Source organism: Curtobacterium sp. Leaf154, from assembly GCF_001424595.1.
In the GTDB taxonomy this organism is placed as follows: domain Bacteria; phylum Actinomycetota; class Actinomycetes; order Actinomycetales; family Microbacteriaceae; genus Curtobacterium; species Curtobacterium poinsettiae.
The window spans coordinates 763023-786823 of sequence record NZ_LMOS01000004.1; the positions used below are offsets into that span (position 1 = coordinate 763023).

A 23801-nucleotide genomic window follows, 5' to 3' on the forward strand; every position below is an offset into this window, starting at 1 on the left:
CGCTGATGGTAGCGACGGGTGCCGGACCGTTCGTGATCGCGCGGTGCGGCCTTGCGTTCCGGGGACAACCGGGGCGTGCTAGACCCCGTCTCCGTTCCGGTCGTCGTCACGGCGGACCTGGGCAGCCGGGTTGCGGACGCCGATCGGGTACGGACCCGTGACGCCCTCGCGCAGGGCGGCGATGCGCAGGATGCGGTCGCGCTGCAGGAACCAGCCGACGATGAGCAGCGGGATGATGACCACGAGGGACGCGATCGTGTACGTGCCGACCGGGTAGTCGATCGCCATCAGGACGATGACCGAGGCGAGGAACGCCAGGGTCAGCCAGGCGGTGACCGGAGCGCCGGGCAGCTTGAACGAGGGTTCCTTCGCCAGACCCTGCTTGGCCCACTGGCGCAGCCGCATCTGGCACAGGATGATCGTGCCCCACGCGGTGATGATGCCGAGACTGGCGATGTTCAGCGCGATCTCGAACGCCTGCTTCGGGACGAAGTAGTTGAGCACGACACCCGCGACGGTGAAGGCCGCCGTGAGCAGGATGCCGGCGTACGGCACACCGCCCTTCGACATCTTCGTGGTCCACTTCGGCGCGGACCCGTTCATGCCCATCGAGTGCAGCGCCCGGCCGGTCGAGTACAGGCCCGCGTTCAGCGACGACAACGCGGCGGTGAGCACGACGAAGTTCATGATGCCGCCGACGATCGCGCCGACGTGCGGGTTGCCGAGCGACGAGAAGAACGTCACGAACGGGCTCTCGCCGTCCTTGTACGAGGTGTACGGCAGCAGCAGGGAGAGCAGGACGATCGACCCGACGTAGAACACCGCGATGCGGAAGACGACGGAGTTGATCGCACGCGGGATGACCTTCTCGGCGTTCTGCGTCTCACCCGATGCCGTGCCGACGAGTTCGATCGCGGCGTAGGCGAAGACGACGCCCTGGATCACGATCACCGCGGGGAGCAGCCCCTTCGGGAACAGCCCGCCGTTGTCACCCCAGATCGTGAACCCGGTCCGGACGGCCTCGCCACCGGCCTCGACGGGGAACGCGAAGACGAGCCAGACGATCGCGACGACCAGGAACGCCACCAGCGCGGCCACCTTGATCAGGGCGAACCAGAACTCGAGCTCGCCGAACACCTTCACGGCGACCATGTTCGCCGCGAGGACGACGATCAGGGCGATCAGTGCGAGCAGCCACTGCGGCGCCGCGGTGAAGGCGGACCAGTACTGCAGGTAGATCGCGACGGCGGTGGTGTCGACGATGGAGGTCATCGCCCAGTTCAGGAAGTACATCCAGCCGGCCGCGTACGCGAACTTCTCGCCGTAGAACTCTCGGGCGTACGAGATGAAGGACCCCGAGGACGGCCGGTGCAGCACGAGCTCGCCGAGTGCACGCAGGATGAAGAAGGCGAAGACGCCGGCGACCAGGTACGTCAGCGCGAGCGCGGGGCCCGCGGTGTGCAGTCGTGCGCCGGCACCCAGGAAGAGCCCGGTTCCGATCGCGCCGCCGATCGCGATCATCTGCAGTTGCCGGGGCTTCAGACCGTGCTGGTAGCCCTCCTGCTCGTGCGAGAAGTCGTTCGCCGGCGCTCGGTTCACACCCGTGTCGTTCTGCGCTGTCATGCGCGACAACCTACATGCGCTCCGGACCGGGCCGTCACGCAAACCCCCGTTCCGACGAACGGAAGCTGCTGAACGTCCGCACAGCCGACGGCGGCCCGATCCTGAACGACGGCCGTCGTCCATTGCTTGCATGGAGGGATGGACATCCTCCTCCGACTGCTCGTCGCGACCGGGTTCGCCCTGCTCGTCACCGCCGTCGTCGCCCTCGTCCTGCACCTGGTCCTGCGGGCGGTCGCGCGCCGGGAACGCTGGGCCGGCGTGCTCTCTCGCCGGACGAAGCACCCGTTCCGGACCGTGCTGCTGGTGGTGCTGCTCTGGATCGCGTTCACCTCGAGCATCCCGCGGGACCCCGACGCCTACCCGTGGCGGGACGAGGTCGTGCACGGCTTCCTCATCGTCACGATCGCGGTCGGCTGCTGGCTCGCGTGCCACGTCGCGATCTTCCTCGAGGACCTCGGGCTGCACCGCTTCCGCATCGACGTGCCCGACAACCGGCAGGCGCGCCGCATCCGCACCCAGGTGCTCATCATCCGTCGGCTCACGGTCGCCCTGCTCGTCATCATCGCCGTCGGAGCGATCCTGCTGACCTTCGACGGGGTCGAGGCGGCGGGCGCGAGCGTGCTCGCCAGCGCCGGCCTCATCTCCGTCGTCGCGGGCCTCGCCGCGCAGTCCACACTCGGCAACGTGTTCGCCGGCATGCAGCTCGCCTTCTCCGGGTCGATCCGGGTGGACGACGTCGTCGTGGTCGAGCAGCAGTGGGGGCGGATCGAGGAGATCACGCTGACCTACGTCGTCGTGCACCTGTGGGACGACCGGCGGTTCGTGCTGCCGTCGACGTACTTCACGAGCACCCCGTTCGAGAACTGGACGCGGACCGGCAGCGAGCTCCTCGGCGCCGTCGAGTTCGACCTCGACTGGCGGGTGAGCCCGGCCGACATGCGCGCCGAGCTCGACCGGATCCTCGAGACGTCGACGATCTGGGACCGCCGGGTCAAGGTGCTCCAGGTCACCGACGCCGTCGGGGGACTGGTCCGCGTCCGCATCCTCGTGACGGCGCCGGACGCCGGCGGCCTGTTCGACCTGCGCTGCTACGTCCGCGAGGAGATGGTCGAGTGGATCCAGCGCACCCACCCGGATGCCCTGCCGGTCCAGCGGGTGCAGCTCACCGAGCCGACCGCACCGGCCCTGCGCCGACGCGGACGCGGTCGCGCGACCGAGGGCGACTCGCAGCTGTTCGGCGACGACGAGCGCGGAGCGCTCTTCACCGGACCGATCCAGACCTCCGGCATCCCGGATTCCGAGCGCTGACCCGGTTGCGGCACCGGTTGCCGTGGACGGCACGGAAGACGGACGGGAGGCCCGGTGCCAGCTGGCACGCCTCCCTCGCAGGCTCGGTCGGCGCGCCCCGCGCAACGCTTCGCGTCGCCGCTGAGCGGGGCGCGCCCGTCCGTCCGTCAGCGGGTCGCGACCGCGGCCCCTTCGGCCTTCCGACCTACTGGCGCGCCTTGACGGCGCGGTCGTCCTCGACGACCGTGCCGATGGCCACGATGGTGGTGGCGATCCACGCGACCCAGGTCAGCGCGAGCCGCCAGTCACGCGGTCCTTGTCGGGTGGTCTGCAGCACGCTGTAGCCGCTGATGAGCGAACTCCACACCGCACCGTTGAACATGAACTTGCGCACAGAGGCCTCCTGTCGTCGTGCTGACAACGCTACCGGCCCGTACATTGGAGCGCCGCCGGTCACCCGGCCGCGGCACCGGGTGAAGGAGCGTTCGTGCGTCAAGCGGTCATCGGAGCGGCCCTGCTCGTGGTCGGCGCGGTCTGCGTCGTGTTCGGGTTGCTGCCCCTCGACGACCTCGCCGTGCTCGCCGACCGGGTCCTGCCGGTCCTCGGGTTCGTGCTCGGGCTGACGATCGTCGCCGAGCTCGCTGCGGACGCCGGGGTCTTCGACCGCCTCGCCGACGTCGCCGCCCGGGTCGGTGGCGGGCGCACCATCGGCCTCTGGGGCGCGGTCGTCGTGCTCGCCGTCCTCTGCACCGTCTTCCTGTCGATCGACACCACCGCGGTGCTCCTCACCCCCATCGTGATCTCGCTCGCACGGCGCGTGGGTCTGCCCCCGATGCCGTTCGCGCTGACCACCGTCTGGCTCGCGAACACCGCGTCGCTGCTGCTGCCGGTGTCCAACCTGACCAACCTGCTCGCCGTCGACCGGATGGGGCTCGACGGCCCGCTGGCGTTCGCCGGGCTGATGGCCTGGCCCGCGGTCGCCGGTGTGGTCGTGCCGTGCGTCGTCCTGCTGGTGGTGTTCCGGGGCAAGCTCTTCGGCCGCTACACACCGGTGTCCGTCCGCAAGCCGAGCGACCCGGTGTCCTTCTGGGCTGCCTCCGCCGTGCTCGTCGCGCTCGTCGTCGCCCTGACCGCCGGGGTGACCGTGTGGATCGCCGCGGTCCTGGCCGCCGTGGTGCTCGTCGTGGTCGCGGCGTTCCGGTCGCCGTCCGAGCTCCGGGTGTCCCGCGTGCCGTGGTCCACCCTGGTGTTCGCCGCCGGGCTCTTCGTGGTGGTCGAGGCGCTGCACACGACCGGCATCACCGACCCGATCGTGCACGCGCTGCAGGGTGGAACCGGAACGGGGCCGCTGCTGCTGCTCGGTGGTGCCGGCGCGGTGGCGGCCAACGGCATCGACAACCTGCCGGCGTACCTGGTGCTCGAACCAGCTGCCGGGCACGAGGCCCTGCGGTACGCGGCACTGCTGATCGGTGTGAACGCCGGTTGCCTCATCACGCCGTGGGCCTCGCTCGCGACGCTGCTGTGGCACGCACGGCTGTCGGCCGAGGGTGTGCACCTGTCGTGGGGCCGGTACATGGCGCTCGGGTGCATCGTGGCGCCGCTCACCGTCGTCGCCGGGGTCCTGGCGCTCGCCCTCTGACGCGGGCGGGGCCGTCGCTCAGAGCCAGTCGCGGGTCTTGAAGACGCGGTAGAGCACGAGCGACGACGCGGTGATGATCGCGAGCGACGCCCAGAGTCCGCTCCAGGCGCCCTCGCCCGGGAACGCGACGTTCTGCCCGAAGAAGCTCGTCACCCCGGTCGGGATCGCGATGATCGCCGCCCAGCTCGTGACCTTCTTCATCACGGTGTTCTGCCGGTTCGATGCCAGGTTCAGGGTCGTCTCCAGCACGCTCGACACGGCGTCGCGGAGCTGTTCGACCGAGTCGGCGATCGAGACGAGGTGGTCCTCGACGTCGCGGAAGTAGGGCCGGATGCCGTTCGAGATCGTCTCCGCGTCGCCGTGCAGCAACGACGCGACGCTGTCCCGCGTCGGCACGACCAGCCGCCGGAGCACCCCGAGGGTCTTGCGGAGCCGGAACGACCGTCGCTGGACCTGCTGCTCACGGGGATCGCCCGGCTCGAACAGGTCGTCCTCGAGCGCGTCGATCTGCCGCTCCAGGTCCTCGACGGTGTCGGTGGCCCGGTCGACGACGGCGTCCAGCAGCGCCCACACCAGCCACGGCACCCCGTGTCCGGCCATGTCGGCGTTCGCGCTCAGACGGTGTTCCATCCGGGCGGTGTCGACGTCGGACCCGTGGATCGTGACGAGGGCGCGTTCCGTCACGAACGCCTTGACCTCGTGCGTGATCAGGTCACCGGCGTCGTCCGTGCCGCCCACGTCGTAGACGACCAGGAACAGGCTGTCCCGGTACCGGTCGAGTTTCGGGCGTTGGCCGTGCTCGACGGCGTCCTCGACGGCGAGGGCGTGGATCCCGAGTTCTTCCTCGATCTGCTCGAGGTCGGCCGACGTCGGGTCGGTGTGGTCGATCCACACGAAGGTGTCCGGGTCGGCGACGAGGTCGGAGATCCGGTCGACGGGGAAGTCCCGCTCGACCGTGTCGCCCTTGCACCACGCCCGTGTCCTGACCATGTCCGTCAGCCTACTGAGACGGCCGACCCGCGAGGATCGCGGGTCGGCCGTCGTGGTGCCGGGGAGTCGGTGCAGCGACTCCCGTTCAGCCTGCGCCGATCAGTCGGCTCCTGCTCAGTACGCGGAGACGAGCTTGCCGTCCTCGACCTTCAGGTACTCGCTCACGCTGAACGAGTCCTCGCCGCGCTTCTTGTCACCGAGGTAGGACTTGTAGTCGTACGAGACGCTCCCGTCCTTCGTGCTCGTCACCATCACGGTGCCGGAGCGTGATGCCTCGACCTCCAGCTCGGGCATCGACGTGACGTCGTACCGCACGCCGCCGTCGGCGTCGTACGGTCCGTACCAGGGGCAGCCGCTCAGGGCGCGGAGCTCGGTCTTCTCGGCGCAGTCGTCGATCAGGTCGGACACGTACTGCTCGGCGTCCTGCTCGAGGGCCTTGGTGGCCTTCGGCGCGAAGTCGACGTAGCCGGACGAGACCGCCCCGACGCTCACCTTCTCGGTGCCGCCGGTGAAGTACTTCGACCCGCCGACCGAGACCTCGTAGCTGCCGGGGTAGGCGAGGGACGTGAACTTGCCGTCGCTGATCTTCCCGATCTCCTTGCCGCCGACGGTCACCGGTGCACCCTCGAGCACTTCGGACGCCGTCAGGGTCACCTGCTGGGCGAGCGGCTGCGTGACACGCCACTCGTCCTTCACCAGGAACGAGGTGCCGGTCCGGCGCAACGTCACCTGACCGGAGCGGTTCTTGCCGTCCTGCGTGTAGCTCAGGGTGGCGATCGCCGAGTCCCCGGTCTGGGCGACCCGCCCGACGTGGATGTCGGACGGACGGTCCTTCGCGCTCCGCAGCACCTTCGTGTCGAGCATCGCGGCGTCGTCCGGCACGTCGCTCAGGTCGGCGGCGGTGTCGGCGTCACCGCTGGCGATGGCCTGCACGTACGACTTCACCGTCGGGGCCGGGCCCCACACGTTGGCGCGGAGGACGCTCGTCGTGACCGCACCCGCGACGACGACCACGATCACGGCACCGCCGGCGATGAGCGAACGGACCAGGATCTTCTTGGCCCGCGGGGACATCGGGGCGGGGGCCGGGGCGCCGCCGCCGATGAACGGCTGCGACCCGTACGCCGGCTGACCACCGGACGCCGGCTGCGCCCCGTAGGGCGGCAGGTTGCCCGCGCCGTAGGGCGGCTGCGACCCGTACGCGGACTGCGGGGCGGACCCGGACGGCGGGTACGGCGCCTGCTGGTCGGCGGCCGGGGGAGTGGTCCACGCGGCGGCAGCCGGATCGCCGGCAGCCGCCGGAGCACCCGATGCACCGGGAGCATCCGGCACACCGGGCGCGGCAGGCGCACCGGGAACGGTCTGGTCGGCGGGAGCCGCCGGGGCAGCGGGCATGCCCGTGTCGGCGGGGGCTGCGGCCGGGAACGCCTGCGGCACCACGGGGCGGGGGTCCGCCCCGACCACACGCGACGTGCGGAGCACCACGGCACCGCCGAGACGGGGCAGGAGCACCGGAGCCAGGTACCGGGCGACGACCTCGATCGCGCCACCCCACATGGCGAAGACGATCGGCGTCCAGGGCGCGATGCCGATCGACCCGGACCCGTCCACCGAACTCGTGCTGCTCACCTGGTACGAGACGACCCCGGTGCCGAGGACGAAGAACAGCAGGCCGAGTGCGAACCACACGAGCGGCGTGACGACCCAGTCCAGTGTCGAGCGCATCCGGTCGTTGCGGCGGACGGCGAGTGCGAGCCCGGCCATGATCGAGGTGACGACGACGAACAGCACGACGAGCCAGGTCCAGCCACCCGCTCCGCCGAACACCGAGGCGCTGTCGCTGGCGGACCCGAAGCCGGACGTGCCCACACCACCGAAGAACCCGAGCGCCGTGAGCCCGATCGCGACGTTGCCGAGCAACAGCGGCAGCGCGGAGCCGTAGGAGGGCTGGGCGATGAGCGCGACGACGATGACGACGACGGCGACCAGCACGACGAGGACCGTCAGCTGCGACGCGGCGACGCGGAGCGTGCCGAGCAGACGGACGGCGAAGACGCTGCGACCGGCGAGCACGGAGGGCCGAGCGAGGAGCGCCGCCAGGGCACCGATGACGAACGCCCCGAGGATGCTGCCGACACCGACGGCGTGCACCGGCTCGATGACCGCACCGGACACCGACGGGAACCGGATCGCGAACAGTGCGGCCGCGACGTTCGTGAGCACCGTGGTCACCAGACCGGAGACCACCGCGGTGACGAGCACCTGGGAGCGACCGAGTGCACGGCTGCGGATCCGCCGGGTGAGCACGACGGCCAGCACGACCTGCGCGGCGAGCACCAGCGCCGGCACCACGGCGAGCGAGCCCGATCCGGAACCGAGGAACCCGATCGACCCGGACAGGTGCAGCCGGCCGAGGTCGGCGAGGGCGACGAGCTGCGCCGGCGCACCGAGCAGGACGCTCACGCCGGAGAGCAGGGACTCCACGTCGGGGGCCTGACCCGCGCCGAGGTCGGTGCCGGACCCGGTGGACGGAGCGGCCGAACCGCTGCCGCCGGACGCGAGCAGCCCGACGGTGATGAGCAGGGAGAGCCCCGCGACGACGTAGGCTGCGACCCAGCCGCCGACGGCGGCGAGGACGGCCGCCAGCCAGTCGCGACCGGACACGGACCGCAGGAAGCGACCGAACGCATCGGACGGCTGCGCGGCGGGGGCGGGCTGACCCGGCCACTGCTGCGGGCCTCCAGGCTGCTGTTGCTGCTGCCAGGCGGGCTGGCCGTTCCAAGCTGGCTGGCCGGGGCCGGGCTGGCCATTCCAAGCCGGCTGGCCGGGGCCGGGCTGGCCGCCGGGCTGCGACGGCGGGACGGGCTGGTTGGGCGGGTTCTCGCTCACGGCTGGGGGTCCTCTCCGACCGGGAGGCCGGCGCCGCACTCCAGCACCCGTGTCCCCCCGACACGTGCCTGCAGCGTAGCGGAACCGCCGATCGCCCGTGAATGTGCTGTCCCCACGCTGGTAACTTCGGCAGCGCACCCGGCGCAGCACGCCGGACCCGGCACACCACGCCGGCCGACGCACCGACGCACCCGACGCACCCGGCTCCGGCCGGGCGGAACGGAGATCACACCACCCCATGCCTGCAGACCGCACCGAACAGACCCGCTACTCGTTCGTCGTCGCCTCCAACCGTCTCCCGGTGGACCGCGTCGTCGACCAGGACGGCAACGAGGGCTGGCGGCACTCGCCCGGTGGCCTCGTCACCGCCCTCGAACCCGTCATGCGCGCGAACGACGGAGCCTGGGTCGGCTGGGTGGGGCAGGCCGAGGTCGAGGTGGCACCGTTCGACAACGAGGGCATCCACATCGTGCCCGTGCCGCTCTCCGACGATGACGTCGAGGAGTACTACGAGGGCTTCAGCAACGACACGCTCTGGCCGCTGTACCACGACGTCATCGAGCACCCGAGCTACCACCGCGACTGGTGGAACGCGTACAAGCGGGTCAACGAGCGCTTCGCCGAGCAGATCGCCGAGATCGTCGAGCAGGACGGCATCGTCTGGGTGCAGGACTACCAGCTGCAGCTCGTGCCGGCCCTGCTCCGGGCGAAGCGTCCCGACCTGACGATCGGCTTCTTCAACCACATCCCGTTCCCGCCGGTCGGCATCTACGCACAGCTGCCGTGGCGTGCGCAGATCCTCGACGGGCTGCTCGGCGCCGACGTCATCGGCTTCCAGCGTCACGACGACGCCAGCGACTTCCTGCGCGCGGTGCGGCACATCAAGGGCTACACGACCAAGGGCACCACGATCGACGTCCCCGTCGACGACCCGGCCGCCCCGCGCAGCCGCAAGGGCATCACGGTCCGTCACGTCGAGGCACGGCACTTCCCGATCTCGATCGACGCCGAGAGCTTCGAGGCGATCGCCCGCAAGCCCGAGGTGCAGGAGCGTGCGCGGGAGATCCGCGCGAGCCTCGGCAACCCCAAGACGGTGCTGCTCGGCGTCGACCGGCTCGACTACACCAAGGGCATCCGGCACCGCATCAAGGCCTTCGGTGAGCTGGTGGAGGACGGCCGCATCGCGGTCGAGGACGCCACCCTCATCCAGGTCGCGAGCCCGAGCCGCGAGCGTGTCGACTCGTACGCGGCGCTCCGCGACGAGATCGAGCTGAGCGTCGGCCGCATCAACGGCGACCTCGGTGTCATCGGCCACCAGCCGATCTCGTACCTGCACCACGGCTACCCGCGCGAGGAGATGGTGGCGCTGTACCTGGCCGCCGACATCATGCTCGTCACGGCCCTGCGGGACGGCATGAACCTCGTCGCGAAGGAGTACGTCGCCGCCCGGTTCGACAACGACGGCGTGCTGATCCTGTCCGAGTTCGCCGGGGCAGCCGACGAACTCAAGCAGGCCGTGATCGTCAACCCGCACGACATCGGTGCGCTCAAGGACTCGATCGAACGTGCGATCCAGATGCCGCGTCGCGAGCGGTCGACGCGCATGCGTGCGCTCCGCAAGCGGGTCCGCGACAACGACGTTGCGCGCTGGTCGCGCTCGTTCCTCGAGGCGCTCGACCGCCACGCGCCGCGGAACGCCCAGATCGACCCGTCCGCCGCCGACCCGCGCGAGCAGCACCGTGAGGCGCAGACCGACAACATGTCGATCTTCGACCAGGACGCCCAGTCCGCCAGGGCTGCCGAGGACACCCGGGAGGCACGTGATGACTGAGACCACCACCGACCAGTCCGCCATCGACGCGGCCCTCGAGACGCTCGCGGCTGCGCCGCGACTCATCGTCGCCCTCGACTTCGACGGCACACTGGCCCCCTTCGCCGACGACCCGTCGCAGGTCGGGGCGCTGCCCGGCTCGTGGGCGGCGGTGCTGACCCTGCACCGCGCGAAGGACACCGAGGTGGTGCTCGTGTCCGGGCGTCCCCTCGGCAGCCTCGCCGAGGTGACCCACGCGCCCGAGGACATGGCGCTCGTCGGCTCGCACGGTGTCGAGTGGCGCGTGGACGGCCACGACGAGGCCGCGCTGACGGACGACGAGGTCGATCGTGTCGCACGGATCGGTGCGGCGCTCGACGAGGTCGGGGCACGGTTCCCGGGCGTCGTCATCGAGCACAAGCCCGCCGGGCACGGGGTGCACACCCGACGTGTCTCCGCCGAGGTCGCGGCCGAGGCAGACGCGGCGGSGAGCCGTGCTGCGCACGAGGCCGACCCCGAGGTGCTCGAGCGCGGTGGCAAGGACATCGTCGAGTTCGCGGTGCGGCACGTCACGAAGGGTGACGCCATCGCCCGGCTCCGCGACCTGCACGGCGCCGACGCGGTGTTCTTCGCCGGCGACGACGTCACCGACGAGGACGCCTTCCGCGTGCTCGGCGACGGCGACGTCGGGGTGAAGGTCGGACCGGGCGAGACCCGGGCCGGGTACCGCATCGCCGACCCGGCGGCACTGACCGGGGTCCTGAAGCAGCTGGCGAGGCTGCGCGCCACCCGCTGATAACGGCCCCCGAGCATGAGAAAGCACGGGGGTGGACGGCTGGTATCCCAAACCGTCCTAGACTCATCCCATGCCTGATATCGACGTCAAGCCGCGCAGCCGGGTCGTCACCGACGGGATCGAAGCAACCACCTCGCGTGGCATGCTGCGGGCCGTCGGTATGGGAGACGAGGACTGGAGCAAGCCGCAGATCGGCATCGCGTCCTCGTGGAACGAGATCACGCCCTGCAACCTGTCGCTCGACCGTCTCGCACAGGGTGCGAAGGAGGGCGTGCACTCCGGTGGCGGATACCCGCTGCAGTTCGGCACCATCTCCGTCTCCGACGGCATCTCGATGGGCCACGAGGGCATGCACTTCTCCCTCGTCTCGCGTGAGGTCATCGCGGACAGTGTCGAGACCGTCGTCAACGCCGAGCGCCTCGACGGCACGGTCCTGCTCGCGGGCTGCGACAAGTCGCTGCCCGGCATGCTGATGGCCGCCGCACGCCTCGACCTGGCGAGCGTCTTCCTGTACGCGGGTTCGGTCATGCCGGGCTACGTGAAGCAGGCCGACGGCACGATGAAGGAAGTCACGATCATCGACTCCTTCGAGGGCGTCGGCGCGTGCAAGGCCGGCACCATGAGCGAGGAAGAGCTCAAGAAGATCGAGTGCGCCATCGTCCCCGGCGAGGGCGCCTGCGGTGGCATGTACACCGCGAACACGATGGCCTCGGTCGCCGAGGCCCTCGGCATGTCGCTGCCGGGTTCGGCTGCTCCGCCGAGCGCGGACCGTCGCCGTGACTACTACGCGCACCGCTCCGGCGAGGCCGTGGTGAACATGCTCGAGCACGGCATCACCGCACGCCAGATCCTCACGAAGGAAGCCTTCGAGAACGCGATCGCCGTCGCGATGGCCCTCGGCGGTTCCACCAACGTCATCCTGCACCTGCTCGCGATCGCCTACGAGGCCGAGGTCGAGCTGTCGCTGGACGACTTCAACCGCATCGGCTCGAAGGTCCCGCACCTGGCCGACATGAAGCCCTTCGGCAAGTACGTCATGGTCGACGTCGACCGCAACGGCGGCATCCCCGTGATCATGAAGGCGCTGCTCGACGCGGGCCTGCTGCACGGCGACTGCATGACCGTGACGGGCAAGACCGTCGCCGAGAACCTCGCCGAGATCGACCCGCCGGCACTCGACGGCGAGGTCTTCCGCACCCTCGACAACCCGATCCACGAAACCGGTGGCCTGACCGTCCTGCAGGGTTCGTTCGCACCCGAGGGCGCCGTGGTGAAGACCGCGGGCTTCGACGCCTCGGTCTTCGAGGGCCCGGCTCGTGTGTTCGACCGTGAGCGCGCGGCGATGGACGCCCTGACCGAGGGAGGCATCCAGAAGGGCGACGTCGTCGTCATCCGCTACGAGGGCCCCAAGGGCGGCCCAGGCATGCGCGAGATGCTCGCCATCACGGCGGCCATCAAGGGCGCCGGCCTCGGCAAGGATGTACTACTCTTGACCGACGGTCGATTCTCAGGCGGCACAACCGGCCTCTGCATCGGCCACATCGCACCGGAAGCAGTGGACGCAGGTCCAGTCGCTTTCGTTCGTGATGGCGACCGCATCCGTGTCGACATCGCGGCTCGTTCGCTCGACCTACTGGTCGACCCGGCCGAGCTGGAGGCCCGCCGTGACGGCTGGGCCCCGCTGCCCCCGCGCTACACCCGCGGAGTCCTCGCGAAGTACGCCAAGCTCGTCAAGTCCGCTGCCCAGGGCGCGGTCACGGGCTAGCGTCCGACACCCGCACCACCGCCACCACTCAGGCAAGGACCACTCATGCCCACGGAAGCAACTCCGTTGTCCGCGGCCGCCGGTGCACGCCGGTCGCCGGAGATCCTGACCGGCTCGGGAGCCGTCCTCCGGACGCTCGAGCACCTCGGGATCACCGACGTCTTCGGCCTGCCCGGCGGAGCCATCATCCCGTTCTACGACGAGCTGATGGCGTCCACCACGATCCGGCACATCCTCGTCCGTCACGAGCAGGGCGCCGGCCACGCCGCCGAGGGCTACGCCTCGTCGTCCGGCAAGGTCGGCGTCGCCATCGCCACGTCGGGTCCCGGCGCGACGAACCTCGTCACCGCCATCGCCGACGCCTACATGGACTCGGTGCCGTTCATCGCGATCACCGGCCAGGTGTTCTCGACGCTGATGGGCACCGACGCCTTCCAGGAAGCGGACATCGTCGGCATCACGATGCCGATCACGAAGCACTCGTTCCTGGTGACCGACCCGGCCGACGTGCCGGCGACCCTCGCCGCGGCGCACCTCATCGCGACGACCGGTCGCCCCGGCCCGGTGCTGGTGGACATCACCAAGGACGCGCAGCAGAAGTCCGCGCCCTACGTGTGGCCGCCCAAGCTCGACCTGCCCGGCTACCGCCCGGTCACCAAGGCGCACGGCAAGCAGATCACCGCGGCCGCCCAGCTGCTGTCCGAGGCGCAGCGTCCGGTGCTCTACGTCGGCGGCGGCGTCATCCGCTCCGGTGCGACCGCCGAACTCCTCCGCTTCGCCGAGGCGACCGGTGCGCCGGTCGTCACGACGCTGATGGCGCGCGGCGCGTTCCCGGACTCGCACCCGCAGCACCTCGGCATGCCCGGCATGCACGGCACGGTGCCGGCGGTGCTCGGCCTGCAGGACAGCGACCTGATCGTCGCCCTCGGTGCCCGCTTCGACGACCGTGTCACCGGCAAGGCCGACGAGTTCGCGCCGGACGCCAAGGTCGTGCACGTCGACATCGACCCCGCCGAGATCTCGAAGATCCGCTTCGCCGACGTCCCGATCGTCGGCGATGCCCGCGAGGTCCTGGTCGACCTGCTCGACGCCTGGGGTGGCATCGCGGTCGAGGACCGCGCCTCGACGGAGGAGTGGTGGGCGAAGCTCCACCAGCTCAAGACCGACTTCCCGCTCGGGTACGCCGAGCCGACCGACGGGCTGCTCGCCCCGCAGGGCATCATCAAGCGCATCGGGGAGCTCTCCGGCCCCGAGGCCGTGTACGCCTCCGGTGTCGGGCAGCACCAGATGTGGTCCGCGCAGTTCATCAAGTACGAGCGGCCCAACGCCTGGCTCAACTCCGGCGGTGCCGGCACCATGGGCTACTCGGTCCCCGCGGCGATGGGGGCGAAGGTCGCCCAGCCCGACCGCGTGGTCTGGGCGATCGACGGCGACGGCTGCTTCCAGATGACGAACCAGGAACTCGCGACCTGCGTCATCAACGACATCCCGATCAAGGTCGCGATCATCAACAACTCGTCGCTCGGCATGGTCCGGCAGTGGCAGACGCTGTTCTACGACGGCCGGCACTCGTTCACCGACCTCGAGACGGGGCACGCCTCGCGCCGTGTGCCGGACTTCGTGAAGCTGGCCGACGCGTACGGTGCCCTCGGCATCCGCGTCGAGAAGGCCGACGAGGTCGACGCCGCGATCGAGCTCGCCCTCGCCACCAACGACCGTCCGGTGGTCATCGACTTCGTCGTGAGCCGTGACTCCATGGTCTGGCCGATGGTCCCGCAGGGCGTCAGCAACTCGTCCATCGAGTACGCCCAGGCACTCGCGCCCACCTGGGACGACGAAGACGCCGACATGACGGGAGAAACCGCATGAGCCACGTCCTCTCCCTCCTCGTCGAGGACAAGCCCGGTCTGCTGACCCGTGTCGCGGGACTGTTCGCCCGACGCGGGTTCAACATCGAGTCGCTCGCCGTCGGCAACACCGAGGTGGACGGCCTCAGCCGGATCACGGTCGTCGTCGACGTCGAGGACCTGCCGCTGGAACAGGTGACGAAGCAGCTCAACAAGCTGGTGAACGTCATCAAGATCGTCGAACTGGACTTCTCGCAGTCGGTCCAGCGCGAGCACATGCTCGTGAAGGTGCGCGTCGACAACCAGACGCGTTCGGCGGTGCTCGAAGCAGTGAACCTGTTCCGTGCCCAGGTCGTCGACGTGGCGACCGACTCCCTGATCGTCGAGGTGACCGGCGACCCCGGCAAGATCCAGGCGATCCTCCGCGTGCTCGAGCCCTACGGCGTCAAGGAGCTCGCCCGTGCGGGTCTCCTCGGCATGGGCCGCGGACCGAAGAGCATCACCGATCGGGTGCGCTGAGCGCCCGTCACACCCTTCCCGGGCGCCGACGGTGCCCGGCACTCCCACAGAACCAAGGAGACACACCCTCGTGACTGACATCGTGTACGACGCTGACGCCGACCTGACGCTCATCCAGGGCAAGAAGGTCGCGGTCATCGGCTACGGCTCGCAGGGCCACGCCCACGCACTCAACCTCCGTGACTCGGGCGTCGAGGTGAAGATCGGCCTCAAGGAGGGCTCGAAGAGCCGGCAGAAGGCCGAAGAGGCGGGCTTCGAGGTCCACACGCCGGCCGACGCCACGGCCTGGGCCGACGTCGTCGTCATCCTCGCGCCGGACCAGGTCCAGCGCATCGTCTACGCCGAGGACATCCGCCCGAACCTCAAGCCGGGCGCGACGCTCGTCTTCGGCCACGGCTTCAACATCCGCTTCGGCTACATCGAGGCCCCCGAGGGCGTCGACGTGTCGCTCGTCGCGCCGAAGGGTCCCGGTCACACCGTCCGCCGCGAGTACGAGGCCGGCCGTGGCGTCCCCGTCATCGTCGCCGTCGAGGTCGACGCGTCCGGTTCCGCCTGGGACCTCGCGTGGTCGTACTCCAAGGCCATCGGCGGGCTCCGCTCCGGCGGCATCAAGACGACCTTCACCGAGGAGACCGAGACCGACCTGTTCGGTGAGCAGGCCGTCCTCTGCGGTGGTACCTCGCAGCTCATCCAGTACGGCTTCGAGACCCTGGTCGAGGCGGGCTACCAGCCGCAGATCGCCTACTTCGAGGTCCTGCACGAGCTCAAGCTCATCGTCGACCTCATCTGGGAGGGCGGCCTCACCAAGCAGCGCTGGTCGATCTCCGACACCGCCGAGTTCGGTGACTACGTCTCCGGCCCCCGCGTGATCTCGCCGGACGTCAAGGAGAACATGAAGGCGGTGCTCGCGGACATCCAGAACGGGGCCTTCGCGAAGCGCTTCATCGACGATCAGGACGCCGGCGCCCCCGAGTTCAAGGCACTCCGCGCCAAGGGCGAGGGGCACCCCATCGAGGCCACCGGCCGTGAGCTCCGCGCGCTCTTCGCGTGGAAGCAGAACGACGGTGACTACGTCGACGGCTCGGCCGCGCGGTAGTCTTCCGAGAACACTCGACGACGAGGCGGCGGTGCACCCTGCACCGCCGCCTCGCGATGTGACCCGAACGTTATGCATCAGCTCTTCTCCAGCCCCCACGCCGCGGACCGGCATGCCTCCGCGCTCCCCGCGGCCGATTCCCGACACTCGTCGGCCGTGCTGCGCTCCGGCGGTCAGGACCGCCCCGACCAGCATGGGATGATCGTCGGATGGCGGTGACGAAGCGAGCGGTCCACATCGGCGCCGGCAAGATCGGGCGCGGGTTCGTGGGCCAGTTCCTCGTGGCGAGCGGCTACGAGCTCACCTTCGTCGACGTCGACGAACGCGTGGTCTCGGCCCTCAACGAAGCCGGACGCTTCGTGGTGCACGAGGTCGGCGAGATGCCGGTCGAGCACCTCGTCTACGGGTTCCGTGCCCTGAACAGCAAGACCGACCGCGAGCGCGTGGTCCGGGCCATCGCCGAGGCCGACGTCGTGACCACCGCCGTGGGGGCCCGCACGCTCCCGCTCGTCGCGCCGCTCATCGCCGAAGGGCTCGCGGCACGACCGCTCGAGCACGGCGACGTCACGATCGTCGCGTGCGAGAACGCGTTCAACGCGACCGACTCCCTGCACGCCAGCATCCGCCGCGCTCCGATCCTCGAAGACCGCGACATCGCCGCCGTCTTCGCGAACTGCGCCATCGACCGCATCGTGCCCGACCAGTCCGGCGTCCTCGGCCAGTCGGGTGGCCTCGACGTCGTGCTCGAACCGTTCTACGAGTGGGTCATCGAGCGCACCCCGTTCCTGGGTTCCGACGCCGAACCGCCGACGATCGAGGGCGTCACCTGGGTCGACGACCTGCAGCCGTTCGTCGAGCGCAAGCTCTACACGGTGAACACCGCCCACGCCACGGCCGCCTACCACGGGTACGTGCGGGGCATCCGGCTCATCCGTGAAGCCCTGGAGGACGACGCCGTCCGCGCCGAGGTCGACGGCGTGCTCGCCGAGACCACCGCGCTGCTCATCGCGAAGCACGGCTTCGACCCCGAGGACCACGCGCGCTACGTCGCCGCGAACCTGTCCCGCATCGCGAACCCGCACCTGCCGGACTCCACGGCGCGAGTCGGACGCAATCCGCTCCGCAAGCTCGGCCGTCGTGAACGCTTCGTCGGCCCGGCATCGCAGCTCGCCGAGCGCGGCCTGCCCGTCGAGCACCTGCTCGGGGCCGTCCGTGCGGCACTCGCCTTCGACGACGAGAACGACCCGGAGTCGATCGAGCTGCACGCGCTCCTGCGTTCCGGGGCGACCGCGCACGCGCTGACCGAGATCCTCACGGGCCTGATGGAGAGCCACCCGCTCTTCCCGGCAGTCCGTGACGTGGTCGCCGAGGTGCTCGCGACGCAGCCTGCCGACGTCTGACCGACGCCGCCGCCGCGCCACTCGCCGACACCCGCTGGTCCGCCCGACGTCGCGTCCCTCGTAGAATCGGGGCATGACCACGGCAGCATCCCCACCAGACGGGTCGATCGACCCGGACGTGCCGAACGCCGTCGACACCGACGACGCCGCCCTCAGCTGGGGTGACGCCGACGACGCCACGCACGTCGACGCGGCGCACAACCCGGTGGCGGTCCGCGACCGCGGAGCGCGCGACCCCGAGGCCCCCGAGACCTCCGGTGCACTCGTCGGGTTCGGCATCTTCGGTGGCCTCTACCTGCTCTACACGGTGGCCTGGCTCCTCACCGCGTCGACCGCGTACGTCTCCGGCGTCGACACGGTCCTGACGCTCTTCGTCGAGGTGCTCCGCTTCCTCGCGATCCTCGCGCCGGCACTCTGGTTCACGGTGGTGCTCTGGGCGGCGCGCAGCAGCCGCACGCGGACCCGCCTGCTCTGGATGCTCCTCGGTGCCGTCGTGCTCTTCCCCTGGCCGTTCCTCCTGACGCGGAGCTTCGGGTGACCGGGGCAGTGCCGGCGACGACCCGCCGGAGCAGCGCCCCCGTGGTCGCGAAGCTCGTGGTCTGGGTCGTGTTCGCGGCGCTGTTCGCGTACATGACGGTGCAGGCCGTCGGCAACCTCACGCAGATCAACCAGCGGGTGGACGCCTTCAACGCGTTCCTCCAGACGACCTCGGGCGGCGACTCGCTGCAGACCAGCACCCCGTGGCTGTGGCTCGTGCTCGACATCCTCATCGCGCCGGTCGCCTTCGTCGCGGCGATCCTCATCACCCGGCGCGCCAGCCTGCCCGTCACGATCGCGGTGTTCGTGGTCGCCTTCGCGGGCGCCGGCGCCCTCTGGCTCGACCTCCAGCTGTTCGTCCCGACGCTGCTGGACTTCTGACGCGACCCGCCGACGGCCAGGAGGCGCGGTGCGGCACCGCCCCGCGCCTCTCCCCACCGGCACGGCCGGACCGCCGCTGGCGCGGCGCTCCGGAACCGGCGGCGTGGGCCCTGGCCGTCGTGTGGTTCTCCACAGGACCGCTCCCGCGGTCGTCACCACCGGCCCGCGTCGATAGCATGGTGGGATACCAACCGTCTCGAGTGAGGAAACAGCTGCTGTGTCGAAGCCGGTCGTCCTGATCGCCGAAGAACTCTCGCCCGCAACGGTCGACGCCCTCGGGCCCGACTTCGAGATCCGGAACGTGGACGGCACCGACCGTCCGGCGCTCCTGGCGGCGCTGTCCGACGCGCACGCCGTCCTCGTGCGGTCCGCCACCAAGATCGACGCCGAGGCGATCGCCGCGGCACCGGTCCTCAAGGTCGTCGCCCGTGCCGGCGTCGGCCTCGACAACGTCGACATCAAGGCGGCGACGACCGCCGGCGTGATGGTCGTGAACGCACCGACCTCGAACATCATCTCGGCGGCGGAGCTCACGGTCGGACACATCCTGTCGCTCGCGCGGCACATCCCGGCCGCTCACGCCTCGCTGGCCGCCGGTGCGTGGAAGCGCTCGTCGTACACCGGTGTCGAGCTCTACGAGAAGACCGTCGGCATCATCGGCCTCGGCCGCATCGGCGCGCTCATCACCCAGCGGCTGCAGGCCTTCGGCGTGACGGTCATCGCGTACGACCCCTACGTCACCACGGCACGTGCGCAGCAGCTCGGGGTCGAGCTTGTCTCCCTCGACGACCTGCTGCGTCGGGCGGACTTCACCACGATCCACATGCCGCGGACGCCGGAGACGCTGGGCATGATCTCGGACGCCCAGTTCGCGCTCATGAAGCCGACCGCGTTCGTCGTGAACGTTGCCCGCGGCGGCCTGATCGACGAGGACGCCCTGCACCGGGCCCTCACGTCGAACACCATCGCCGGTGCCGGTCTCGACGTCTTCGTCGCTGAGCCCCCGAAGGACTCGCCGCTCCTGGCGCTGCCGAACGTCGTCGTGACGCCGCACCTCGGCGCCTCCACCGACGAAGCGCAGGAGAAGGCGGGCGTCTCGGTCGCCAAGTCGGTCCGTCTCGCCCTCGGCGGCGAGCTCGTCCCCGACGCCGTGAACGTCGCCGGCGGGGTCATCGACCCGTACGTGCGCCCCGGCATCCCGCTCGTCGAGAAGCTCGGCCAGGTCTTCACCGCGCTCGCGACCTCGCCGGTCACCAGCATCGACGTCGAGGTGCACGGCGAGCTGGCCGAGTACGACGTCAGCGTGCTGAAGCTCGCGGCACTCAAGGGTGTCTTCACCGACGTCGTGAGCGACCAGGTCTCCTACGTCAACGCCCCGCTCATCGCGGAGCAGCGCGGGGTCACCGTCCGCCTGATCACCGAGACCGACAGCCCCGAGTACCGCAACGTGCTAACCATCCGCGGCGCGCAGTCGGACGGCCCGGCGATCAGCGTGTCCGGCACGCTCACCGGCCCGAAGCAGGTCGAGAAGCTCGTCGAGATCAACGGGCACGACGTCGAGGTGCCGCTCGACCGGCACCACGTCGTGATGGAGTACACCGACCGACCGGGCATCGTCGCGGTCTACGGCAAGGAGTTCGGCCAGGCCGGCATCAACATCGCCGCGATGCAGATCTCGCGCGAAGCCGCGGGCGGCCAGGCGCTGAGCGTGCTGACGGTCGACTCACCCGTCCCTGCCGAGATCCTCGAGCACGTCCGCTCGGCGATCGACGCCTCCTCGCTCCGCGAGATCGACATCACGCTCTAGGGGAGTGGCGGACATGAGCACTGCGCAGACGATCCGACTCGCGGTCATCCGTGGCGACGGCATCGGCCCCGAGGTCGTCGCCGAGGCGCTGAAGGTCCTGCACGCGGTCCTGCCGGACGACCTCGTGGTGCAGGAGACCCCGTTCTCCCTCGGTGCCGCACGGTACCTGGAGACCGGGGACATCCTGACCGACGACGACATGGCGGCCATCGCGCAGCACGACGCGATCCTGCTCGGTGCGGTCGGCGGCGACCCGCGTGACCCGCGGCTCGCCGGCGGCATCATCGAGCGGGGGCTCCTCCTCAAGCTCCGCTTCGCGTTCGACCACTACGTGAACCTGCGCCCGACGACGGTGCACCCGGCCGTCCCGACGCCGCTCGCCGACCCCGGCGAGGTCGACTTCGTGGTCGTGCGCGAAGGCACCGAAGGGCCGTACGTCGGCAACGGCGGTGCGATCCGGACCGGTACCCCGCACGAGATCGCGACCGAGGTCTCGTTGAACACCGCCTTCGGTGTCGAGCGGGTCGTGCGGTACGCCTTCGCGTTGGCGGACCGACGCCCGCGTCGGCACCTGACCCTCGTGCACAAGAGCAACGTCCTGGTGCACGCCGGAGCCCTCTGGCAGCGCACCGTCGCGGCTGTCGGCGCCGAGTACCCGGACGTCACCGTCGACTACCAGCACGTGGACGCGGTCACCATCCACATGGTCCGTGACCCCGCACGGTTCGACGTCATCGTCACCGACAACCTGTTCGGCGACATCATCACCGACCTGGCCGGCGCGATCAGCGGCGGCATCGGTCTGGCGGCCTCGGGCAACATCAACCCGGACGGCACCTTCCCCAGCATGTTCGAGCCGGTCCACGGTTCCGCACCGGACATCGCAGGCCAGCAGCAGGCCGACCCCACTGCCGCGATCCGCTCCGTCGCCCTGTTGCTCGACCACCTCGGTCGCGGTGACCTGGCGGCGGCGGTGACGGCTGCGGTGGAGTCCGACCTCGCAGACCGGGGCACCACGCCGCGTCGCACGGCCGAGATCGGCGACGCGATCGCCGCCGCGGTCACGGCACGCACCACCACCGCCTGAGAAGGAGTCCTCCCCATGAGCACCGACACCGCCTTCGGACTCGAGTTCGCCAGCACCCCGTCCGCCGTCCGCCGCGCAGCCGCGGAGCGGGAGCAGATCCTCGCCGACCCGGGCTTCGGCAAGCACTTCACCGACCACATGGCCACGGTCGAGTGGACGCTGGACGACGGCTGGCACAGCGCGTCGATCCACCCGTACGGCCCGCTGTCCCTCGACCCGAGCGCGAGTGTCCTGCACTACGCCCAGGAGATCTTCGAGGGGCTCAAGGCCTACCGGCACGCAGACGGCTCGGTCTGGTCGTTCCGGCCGGACGCCAACGCGAAGCGCTTCCAGCGGTCCGCCCGACGCCTGGCGCTCCCGGAGCTCCCGGTCGAGGCGTTCGTCGAGTCGATCCGGCAGCTCGTGCAGACCGACGTCGACTGGGTACCCTCGGCGCCTGAGACGAGCCTGTACCTGCGGCCGTTCATGATCGCGACGGAGTCGTTCCTCGGGGTCCGCGCCGCCCAGGCCGTGGCGTACCACTGCATCGCGAGCCCGGCCGGGGCGTACTTCACCTCGGGCCCGAAGCCGGTGTCGATCTGGCTGTCGACGCAGTACGCCCGAGCCGGCAAGGGCGGGACCGGCGCCGCGAAGACCGGCGGCAACTACGCTTCGTCGCTGCTGCCCCAGCAAGAGGCCTACGAGCACGGCTGCCAGCAGGTCATGTTCCTCGACTCGGTGGAGGGCAAGTACCTCGAAGAACTCGGCGGCATGAACGTCGTCCTGGTCAATTCCGACGGCACCCTCGTGACGCCCGACTCCGAGTCCATCCTCGAGGGGATCACGCGTGACTCGATCCTGCAGCTGGCCGAGGACCGCGGCCTGACGGTCGAGAAGCGCCGGGTGACGCTCGACGAGTGGCGTGACGGCGTCGCCGACGGCTCCATCACCGAGGCCTTCGCGTGCGGTACCGCCGCCGTGGTGACCCCGATCGCCGAACTTCGGGGCGAGGGCTTGGCGATCGGTTCGCCGACCGTGGGGGCCGGGGAACTCACGATGTCGCTGCGCGACGAGCTCACCGACATCCAGTACGGCCGTCGTCCCGACCCGCACGGGTGGATGACCAAGCTGACCGACGCGTCCTGATCGACCGGCAGGCGTGGGTAGGGTCGAACGGTGAAGATCGCACGGTTCAGCAGCAAGGGTGAAGACCCCCGGTACGGAATCCTCGACGAGCGGCACCTGGTGGTGCTCGCCGGGGACCCGATGTACCAGGGGTTCGAGACCACGGGGGAGCGCGTCGCACTCGCCGACGCCAAGCTCCTCGCCCCCGTCATCCCGCGGTCGAAGGTGATCGGCGTCGGGCTCAACTACTCGGAGCACGCCTCCGAGATGGACGAACGAGCCGGTGACGACCCGGTGGTGTTCCTCAAGCCGAACACCTCGGTGATCGGTCCGGACGAACCCATCCGACTGCCGGCGGACATCGGCCGCGTCGACCACGAGGGCGAGCTCGCGATCGTGATCGGGTCGCTCGCCAAGAACGTCCGGCGCGAGGACTTCGCGAGCGTCATCCTCGGCTACACGATCGCCAACGACGTGACGGCCCGTGACCTGCAGGCGCGGGACGGGCAGTGGACCCGATCGAAGGGCTTCGACACGTTCTGCCCGCTCGGCCCGGTGATCGAGACCGAGATCGACCCGTCGGACATCCGCCTCGAGACCCGCGTCGACGGTGACCTGCGACAGGCGGCGTCGACGAACGAGATGGTGCACGACATCCCCTCGCTCGTCGAGTTCGTGTCCTCGATCTGGACCCTCCTGCCCGGCGACGTGATCCTGACCGGCACCCCGGCCGGCGTCGGCCAGATCCGCGACGGTGAGATCGTCGAGGTCACCATCTCCGGCATCGGCACGCTCAAGAACCCGGTCATCGCTCGGCACTGACAACGCTCTCGGACGGCCCGTTCCCCAGGTGGGGAGCGGGCCGTCCGTCGTTGTCGGGGGAGCCGTCGTCCCGGGCGGGATGACCGACACGCCCGGGATGTGGCCCGGCTTGGCGCTGCCGTTCACCTCTGCGTAAAGTAATCACTCGTTGCCGCTGAGGCGGAGAACGGAACGGCCGAGACGATCACCGGGTTGAACACCTGGAGATGCAGTCCGGACGGGGTCCCGCTCAGGCAACCAGCCCTCGGATCCATGACCTTCTGGTCGTGAGCCCGGGTGTTGTACAAGACGAATGCCTCTCTGGCGGAATCCTTTTGTGGGTCGAGCGGGGAGTGCGTCTGGTCCTTGAGAACTCAACAGCGTGCACATTGTCAATGCCAATTTATTGATTGACCTCGTGCC

General features: G+C 70.1%; 19 protein-coding genes. 15 read left to right on the forward strand and 4 right to left on the reverse strand.

Annotation, left to right across the window (positions count from 1 at the left end; genetic code table 11):
* Positions 1 to 78 precede the first annotated feature (78 nt).
* Entirely contained in the window at positions 79 to 1623 is a 1545-nt protein-coding gene (locus tag ASF75_RS10085; RefSeq protein WP_017888832.1) for an amino acid permease, read from the reverse strand.
* 138 nt (positions 1624 to 1761) lie between these two features.
* On the opposite strand from ASF75_RS10085, the gene ASF75_RS10090 reads away from it, so the two are divergent.
* A complete protein-coding gene (locus ASF75_RS10090) occupies positions 1762 to 2931 on the forward strand; it encodes a mechanosensitive ion channel family protein (protein WP_056070955.1) in 1170 nt (389 codons plus the stop codon).
* A gap of 184 nt (positions 2932 to 3115) precedes the next feature.
* Here the strand turns inward: ASF75_RS10090 and ASF75_RS10095 are convergent, their stop codons facing one another.
* Positions 3116 to 3304: a hypothetical protein gene (locus ASF75_RS10095; protein ID WP_042538771.1), complete on the reverse strand. Its 189-nt coding sequence runs from the start codon at positions 3302 to 3304 to the stop codon at positions 3116 to 3118.
* Between the two features lie 93 nt (positions 3305 to 3397).
* Between ASF75_RS10095 and ASF75_RS10100 the strand changes: the two genes are divergently transcribed.
* Positions 3398 to 4549: an SLC13 family permease gene (locus ASF75_RS10100; RefSeq protein ID WP_056070958.1), complete on the forward strand. Its 1152-nt coding sequence runs from the start codon at positions 3398 to 3400 to the stop codon at positions 4547 to 4549.
* An 18-nt stretch (positions 4550 to 4567) separates the two neighbouring features.
* On the opposite strand, the gene ASF75_RS10105 is transcribed toward ASF75_RS10100, so the two are convergent.
* Together ASF75_RS10105 and ASF75_RS10110 are read right to left on the reverse strand one after the other, a co-directional pair.
* Positions 4568 to 5539: a magnesium transporter CorA family protein gene (locus ASF75_RS10105; protein ID WP_017888836.1), complete on the reverse strand. Its 972-nt coding sequence runs from the start codon at positions 5537 to 5539 to the stop codon at positions 4568 to 4570.
* Positions 5540 to 5653: 114 nt separating this feature from the next.
* On the reverse strand, positions 5654 to 8428 hold the full coding sequence (locus tag ASF75_RS10110) for a hypothetical protein (RefSeq protein ID WP_156463841.1): 2775 nt from the start codon (positions 8426 to 8428) through the stop codon (positions 5654 to 5656).
* A gap of 238 nt (positions 8429 to 8666) precedes the next feature.
* Here ASF75_RS10110 and otsA point away from each other — a divergent pair, with 238 nt between their 5' ends.
* From otsA to ASF75_RS10175, 13 genes are all read left to right on the forward strand, one after another.
* On the forward strand, positions 8667 to 10259 hold the full coding sequence (otsA, locus tag ASF75_RS10115) for an alpha,alpha-trehalose-phosphate synthase (UDP-forming) (protein WP_017888838.1): 1593 nt from the start codon (positions 8667 to 8669) through the stop codon (positions 10257 to 10259).
* Positions 10252 to 11034, forward strand: a complete 783-nt coding sequence (gene otsB, locus ASF75_RS10120) for a trehalose-phosphatase (RefSeq protein WP_056070964.1) — start codon at positions 10252 to 10254, stop codon at positions 11032 to 11034. Before otsA ends, otsB begins: the two co-directional genes overlap by 8 nt.
* Positions 11035 to 11104: 70 nt before the next feature.
* Positions 11105 to 12799 carry a dihydroxy-acid dehydratase gene (gene ilvD, locus ASF75_RS10125; RefSeq protein WP_017888840.1) on the forward strand — a complete coding sequence of 565 codons (1695 nt, stop codon included), beginning with the start codon at positions 11105 to 11107 and terminating at the stop codon, positions 12797 to 12799.
* Positions 12800 to 12844: 45 nt separating this feature from the next.
* Positions 12845 to 14668 (forward strand): acetolactate synthase large subunit, encoded by a 1824-nt coding sequence (locus tag ASF75_RS10130; protein ID WP_031260624.1) that lies wholly within the window; start codon positions 12845 to 12847, stop codon positions 14666 to 14668.
* A complete protein-coding gene (gene ilvN, locus ASF75_RS10135) occupies positions 14665 to 15165 on the forward strand; it encodes an acetolactate synthase small subunit (protein WP_017888842.1) in 501 nt (166 codons plus the stop codon). The genes ASF75_RS10130 and ilvN overlap by 4 nt, the downstream gene beginning before the upstream one ends.
* A gap of 70 nt (positions 15166 to 15235) precedes the next feature.
* Entirely contained in the window at positions 15236 to 16261 is a 1026-nt protein-coding gene (gene ilvC, locus ASF75_RS10140; protein ID WP_017888843.1) for a ketol-acid reductoisomerase, read from the forward strand.
* A gap of 209 nt (positions 16262 to 16470) precedes the next feature.
* A complete protein-coding gene (locus tag ASF75_RS10145; protein ID WP_056070967.1) occupies positions 16471 to 17661 on the forward strand; it encodes a mannitol-1-phosphate 5-dehydrogenase in 1191 nt (396 codons plus the stop codon).
* 73 nt (positions 17662 to 17734) lie between these two features.
* Positions 17735 to 18199, forward strand: coding sequence for a hypothetical protein (locus tag ASF75_RS10150; protein ID WP_042538764.1), 465 nt, complete (start codon positions 17735 to 17737; stop codon positions 18197 to 18199).
* The gene (locus ASF75_RS10155; RefSeq protein WP_156463842.1) at positions 18196 to 18579 is read left to right on the forward strand and encodes a hypothetical protein; all 384 of its coding nucleotides are present in this window, start codon (positions 18196 to 18198) and stop codon (positions 18577 to 18579) included. Before ASF75_RS10150 ends, ASF75_RS10155 begins: the two co-directional genes overlap by 4 nt.
* A gap of 217 nt (positions 18580 to 18796) precedes the next feature.
* The gene (gene serA / locus ASF75_RS10160; protein WP_056070972.1) at positions 18797 to 20386 is read left to right on the forward strand and encodes a phosphoglycerate dehydrogenase; all 1590 of its coding nucleotides are present in this window, start codon (positions 18797 to 18799) and stop codon (positions 20384 to 20386) included.
* Between the two features lie 13 nt (positions 20387 to 20399).
* On the forward strand, positions 20400 to 21473 hold the full coding sequence (locus ASF75_RS10165; RefSeq protein ID WP_031260625.1) for a 3-isopropylmalate dehydrogenase: 1074 nt from the start codon (positions 20400 to 20402) through the stop codon (positions 21471 to 21473).
* Positions 21474 to 21488: 15 nt separating this feature from the next.
* Positions 21489 to 22598, forward strand: coding sequence for a branched-chain amino acid aminotransferase (locus tag ASF75_RS10170; RefSeq protein ID WP_056070976.1), 1110 nt, complete (start codon positions 21489 to 21491; stop codon positions 22596 to 22598).
* A gap of 30 nt (positions 22599 to 22628) precedes the next feature.
* Positions 22629 to 23399 (forward strand): fumarylacetoacetate hydrolase family protein, encoded by a 771-nt coding sequence (locus ASF75_RS10175; RefSeq protein ID WP_017888851.1) that lies wholly within the window; start codon positions 22629 to 22631, stop codon positions 23397 to 23399.
* Positions 23400 to 23801 lie beyond the last annotated feature (402 nt).

What these genes read in the sequence shown, in the direction of transcription:
- ASF75_RS10090 (WP_056070955.1), top strand. Translation starts at nt 1,762, where the DNA reads ATGGACATCCTCCTCCGACTGCTCGTCGCGACCGGGTTCGCCCTGCTC.
- ASF75_RS10150 (WP_042538764.1), top strand. Translation starts at nt 17,735, where the DNA reads ATGACCACGGCAGCATCCCCACCAGACGGGTCGATCGACCCGGACGTG.
- ilvD (WP_017888840.1), top strand. Translation starts at nt 11,105, where the DNA reads ATGCCTGATATCGACGTCAAGCCGCGCAGCCGGGTCGTCACCGACGGG.
- ASF75_RS10130 (WP_031260624.1), top strand. Translation starts at nt 12,845, where the DNA reads ATGCCCACGGAAGCAACTCCGTTGTCCGCGGCCGCCGGTGCACGCCGG.
- ASF75_RS10145 (WP_056070967.1), top strand. Translation starts at nt 16,471, where the DNA reads ATGGCGGTGACGAAGCGAGCGGTCCACATCGGCGCCGGCAAGATCGGG.
- ASF75_RS10165 (WP_031260625.1), top strand. Translation starts at nt 20,400, where the DNA reads ATGAGCACTGCGCAGACGATCCGACTCGCGGTCATCCGTGGCGACGGC.
- ASF75_RS10085 (WP_017888832.1), bottom strand. Translation starts at nt 1,623, where the DNA reads ATGACAGCGCAGAACGACACGGGTGTGAACCGAGCGCCGGCGAACGAC.
- ilvN (WP_017888842.1), top strand. Translation starts at nt 14,665, where the DNA reads ATGAGCCACGTCCTCTCCCTCCTCGTCGAGGACAAGCCCGGTCTGCTG.
- ASF75_RS10105 (WP_017888836.1), bottom strand. Translation starts at nt 5,539, where the DNA reads ATGGTCAGGACACGGGCGTGGTGCAAGGGCGACACGGTCGAGCGGGAC.
- ASF75_RS10170 (WP_056070976.1), top strand. Translation starts at nt 21,489, where the DNA reads ATGAGCACCGACACCGCCTTCGGACTCGAGTTCGCCAGCACCCCGTCC.
- otsA (WP_017888838.1), top strand. Translation starts at nt 8,667, where the DNA reads ATGCCTGCAGACCGCACCGAACAGACCCGCTACTCGTTCGTCGTCGCC.